This is a genomic window from Mycobacterium sp. (assembly GCF_035314665.1).
Classification (GTDB): domain Bacteria; phylum Actinomycetota; class Actinomycetes; order Mycobacteriales; family Mycobacteriaceae; genus Mycobacterium.
This window is the reverse complement of sequence record NZ_DATFZD010000338.1, coordinates 1-4,255: the sequence shown is the minus strand read 5'-3', so window position 1 is coordinate 4,255 and position 4,255 is coordinate 1. Positions and strand designations below refer to the sequence as shown.

General features: G+C 62.6%; 5 protein-coding genes and 1 tRNA gene. 3 read left to right on the top strand and 3 right to left on the bottom strand.

What is annotated here, in order from left to right; genetic code table 11:
* Positions 1-112 precede the first annotated feature (112 nt).
* The 3 genes from VKI00_RS23110 (at position 113) to VKI00_RS23100 (ending at position 2,888) form a co-directional block, all read left to right on the top strand.
* A complete protein-coding gene (locus VKI00_RS23110; RefSeq protein ID WP_324441608.1) occupies positions 113-1,507 on the top strand; it encodes an ammonium transporter in 1,395 nt (464 codons plus the stop codon).
* 7 nt (positions 1,508-1,514) lie between these two features.
* Positions 1,515-1,853, top strand: coding sequence for a P-II family nitrogen regulator (locus VKI00_RS23105; protein WP_324441606.1), 339 nt, complete (start codon positions 1,515-1,517; stop codon positions 1,851-1,853).
* Between the two features lie 543 nt (positions 1,854-2,396).
* Positions 2,397-2,888 carry a hypothetical protein gene (locus VKI00_RS23100; RefSeq protein ID WP_324441604.1) on the top strand — a complete coding sequence of 164 codons (492 nt, stop codon included), beginning with the start codon at positions 2,397-2,399 and terminating at the stop codon, positions 2,886-2,888.
* Positions 2,889-2,942: 54 nt separating this feature from the next.
* Here VKI00_RS23100 and VKI00_RS23095 read toward each other — a convergent pair whose 3' ends face one another.
* From VKI00_RS23095 to VKI00_RS23085, 3 genes are all read right to left on the bottom strand, one after another.
* Positions 2,943-3,203, bottom strand: coding sequence for a hypothetical protein (locus tag VKI00_RS23095; RefSeq protein ID WP_324441602.1), 261 nt, complete (start codon positions 3,201-3,203; stop codon positions 2,943-2,945).
* A 162-nt stretch (positions 3,204-3,365) separates the two neighbouring features.
* Positions 3,366-3,433: transfer RNA gene (locus tag VKI00_RS23090), tRNA-Arg, on the bottom strand.
* A 137-nt stretch (positions 3,434-3,570) separates the two neighbouring features.
* Positions 3,571-4,255 (bottom strand): HipA domain-containing protein (locus tag VKI00_RS23085; protein WP_324441600.1); only part of this gene is annotated, 685 nt, incomplete at its 5' end.

Sequence of the window (4,255 nt, the reverse complement as noted above, 5' to 3'; positions counted from 1 at the left end):
CCGCAAGCAGAAATTCAAAATTAACAATTGGTCATCTGACAGAAACGGCCCGGTGTAATAGTTTGACCGCTCGATAGCGCCAGCGCGATAACTGATCGAGAGGGACGCCGATATGAACCCTTATCCCGATTGGCTCAACGCGGGAGATAACGCCTGGCAGCTGGTGGCCGCGACGCTGGTCGGACTGATGAGCATCCCCGGTATTGCGGTGCTCTATGGGGGTCTCGTCCAGAAGAAGTGGGCGGTCAACACGATGTTGATGGCCTTCACCGGGTTTTCGCTGGTGCTGGTGGCGTGGGTGCTGTGGGAATTCAAAATGGGTTTCGGACAGCCCCTGAAGCTCGGCCCGGGCATCCTGCAGTCCGCCATAGGCAAGCCGGGGTCCATCTTGGGTGCCGACAATCAGCATCAGGCGAGTATCCCGCTGCTCGACGCGGGCATGCCGAAGTTCCGGTTCTCCGAGACCACGCTGGCCTACTTCCAGTTCGTGTTCGCCGCGATTACCCCGCTGCTGTTCTTGGGCAGCGTGGTCGGCCGGATGAACTTCAAGGTGTGGCTGCTTTTCGTTCCGCTGTGGTCGACCTTTGCCTACGCCGTCAATGCGTTCCTGGTGTGGGGTGGGGGCTTTTGGGCACAGGCACACGCCGGCGCCATCAAAGCGTGGACCACGGGGGCGCTGGACTTCTCCGGTGGATATGTCATCCACCTGGCCGCTGGTACCAGTGGCTTTGTTGCCGCCGCGGTGATCGGACCGCGGCTGGCCCGCGACCGTCAACACGCGGTGCCCAACAACCTGCCGTTGGCCGCGATAGGAGCCGGCATTCTGTGGCTGGGCTGGAACGGGTTCAACGGCGGTGACCCCTACTTCGCCGGCACCAATGCCTCGCTGGCAGTGCTCAACACCAACCTGACCACCGCGGTGGCGCTGTTGACCTGGGTGATCTGGGACATGTTCGCCAGTCGCGACCGCAAGCCCACCTTCCTGGGTGCAATCAACGGCATGATCGCGGGGTTGGTCGCGATCACCCCCGCGGCCGGCTTCGTTAACAGCTTCGGCGCCTTGATCATCGGCGTGGTGGCGTCCTCGCTGGTGTGGATGTCCTGGAACTGGCTTGGTCGCACCCGGCTTTTCCAGAAGGTCGACGATGCGCTCGGCGTCGTGCACACCCACGGTGTGGCGGGCCTGGCTGGTGGTCTACTGGTCGGCGTGCTGGCCGATCCGCACATTGTCCTCTATCGAGGCAACGGCAAGGATGTCGCGGACGTCACCTCCGCGGGATGGTTGTGGGGCCATCACCCCTTCCAGATCCTGATCCAGCTCGGCGCGGCGCTCACCATCATCGCCTGGGACGCCTTGATCACGTTCGCGATTCTCCGATTCCTCGGCCTCTTCATGAAGCTGCGCGCACCCGACGATGTCTTGGAGTCCGGCGACCTCGCGATCCACTCGGAAGAGGCCTACCCCGACGAAACCCTCGTCGCCGGCCGCGTCGGTCAGAAGAGCTGACACCGCAATGAAGCTCGTCACTGCTGTCGTGAAGCCCTACGCGATCGAAGACATCAAGGCCGCCGTCCAAGCGGCGGGAGTGCATGGCATGACCGTCAGCGAGGTGCAAGGCTACGGTCGGCAAAAGGGCCACACCGAGGTCTACCGCGGCGCCGAATACCAGGTCGACTTCATTCCCCGGATGAAGGTCGAAGTCCTGGTCAACGATGAATCCGCGGACCACTTGGTCGACGCCATCGTCAACGCCGCCCGCACCGGCAAGATCGGCGACGGCAAGGTCTGGGTAGCGACAGTCGAGACTGTGGTGCGGGTGCGAACCGGCGAGCGTGGCGCAGACGCGATCTAGACGCGAGCAAATGACGTCAGATGCCTTCCCGCTAAATCGAATCCGAGGAGCGTGTGCTCCCGGCAGGATTCGAATGTGCCCGGGAGGCTAGCCGAGCAAGCCATGCTGAGCAGCGAAAACCGTCCTTGACCAGCACGGGCGCGGACTGACCGCCATTGCCGGCAAATGGCACGATTGGCAGCGAGAACGCACGGAGAGTTCACGGCTCAGCGACGCGTGATCTGTTGCTGTCCATGGAAGGTTCCAATCTCTCGAAGGTGGGACACCAGGGGTGCCTAAGTTTGCGCTGGCAGACGGGCTCCGCGCATTGGGAGAATTCCCTATTTTGGGGATTTTCTCAGGGCGGGCACACGTACTTCTCAGCATGCTCGCGCCGCCGATCAGCGACTACCCGGGCCACGCGGCGTCACAGGGCAGCCGGGAACCGGATCGACGTAGCCCACGTCCTATCAGTTGATCGGGCCGCCCCTGCCTCTCCTCGGGGCCAATCCATGTACAGCAGGTACGTCAGTTTTATCGGAGGGATCTGGCAGGCTTCTCGTCATGGAATTTGACGAAACGCGTTGGCGCGAAATCCAAGGGCTTGCGTCTTTCCCGGGCACATCGGCGCCGAAGGCGGTGGTCGTCGCATTGAATTCCATCATCGACACATCGGTCAGGGCAGCGGCCTGGTCGTCGATGGACACCACGGCATCTACAACTGCGTGGACAATCTGGGTTGTCACCGAGCGCTCTGTCGGCCGTGTCTTAATCAAGTACAAGAAGGCTGACTATGACGAACGTGAGGAGCGCCAGAACGAGCTCACCCCGTCAAGCTCGTCCGTATGGGTCCGGCCGCTTGCTGACATCATCGGGATTCGATACGGGCCCTTCTACGCGGCCGAAGGCAAACCGACTGTGTTTTATCCGGCCGAACCCATCAAGGTCATCTTCAGTGATGGCGCAGTTAGCATTCCAGCTGGTCCCATTCCGATCGACCAACGCGCAGAAGTAAGCCGCATCATTACCGCACTCCGCGAGGGCGTGAACTTCTGAGGCTGATCTACACCGTCATCGGGGCCACGTACGTACCCGGCCTGGTTCGCTGCGCTAGTCGCCGGACCTGTATCGGCCCGCCCCTGTCTCGCCCACACCGCTCACCGCCCCATCAGGCCAACCCTGGCAACCGCCGACACCGTCCGCCCCAAAGCCGACCCACCAAACCGCACCGACACCCACAACCGGGTCCGCCGCGACCGCATCGACCAAGCCGGCGTAATCACCCTGCGCGTCGCCGGACGCCTGCACTACATCGGCGTCGGCCGAACCTACACCGGCACCCGCGTGCTCGTCCTGATCCAAGACCTCCACATCCGCGTCATCCGCGCCACCACCGGCGAGCTCCTCCGCGAGCTAACACTCAACCCCAGCAAGTACTACCAACCCACCGGCGCACCAAAAGGCCCCAAACGGAAAAAGTTCCGAACCTAACGCAGGTTCGGAACTATTCCGATGTCTTGAGACATCACACTGTGCCCCCGGCAGGATTCGAACCTGCGACACCGGCTTTAGGAGAGCCTGCAAGCTTTCCCGGTCGTGGCCCTGAAAGGGGTTATGAGCTGGCGATATAACGCCATCCGTCACCACCCGAGACCACGGAGTGTCGCGGATTCACCGACCAAGCGCCGACCACAGATTGGCGTCGCCGTTCCCCGTACAGAAATGGCCCCGGTAAGGGTCACAGTGCCGGGCGCTGCAGACTTGTGATGCGGGCGCTGAGCATATCTGCCAACAGTTCGGTCTGGCGTGGTGTGAAACCGATCTCCGCGCAGCGGTCTATCCATCCGTGAGCCGCTTCGGCGACGTCGTCGATCATCCTGGCAGCCGCTCGGTCGCGAAGACCGAGGCGCGCCGCGGCGTCCAGGAAATGCGCCCGATCCAGCCGATTCGCCCGCCCGTAGAGGGTCAGTGCCATCGGGTCCCGCCACCCGCTGTAGGGCTGGGTCGTGAGTAGATCGTAAGCGGGCGACGGTTGCCACAAGCCTTTCGGGCCGTAGATGGACATGTTCTTGCCGTGCAGGTCTCCGTTACCGATCAGCCACGAAAACACCACCGTTTTGAGCAGTTCGAGAACGGCCGCGGCCCGGGACCCACCACCTCGTTGGCACGCGTCAGCCAGAGCAGAGATCGCCGTTTCGGTCTTTATCCGATACTTCGACGCGGGATAGAGTCCTGTCACCTGGCAGGCGTCTTCCTGGGCGATGCGGACGTGGTCGTGCCGGTCAAATCGCTCGACCAGCAATGCTGCTCGCTGTTCGGCGTCGTAGAGCAGCCACGTTTTGGGTACGCGCAGTCCGCAGCCCGCGGCCATCCGCATGAAGAAGTGTTCGTTCTCAACCAGCCGGGGGAAGCCGGTCGGCGGG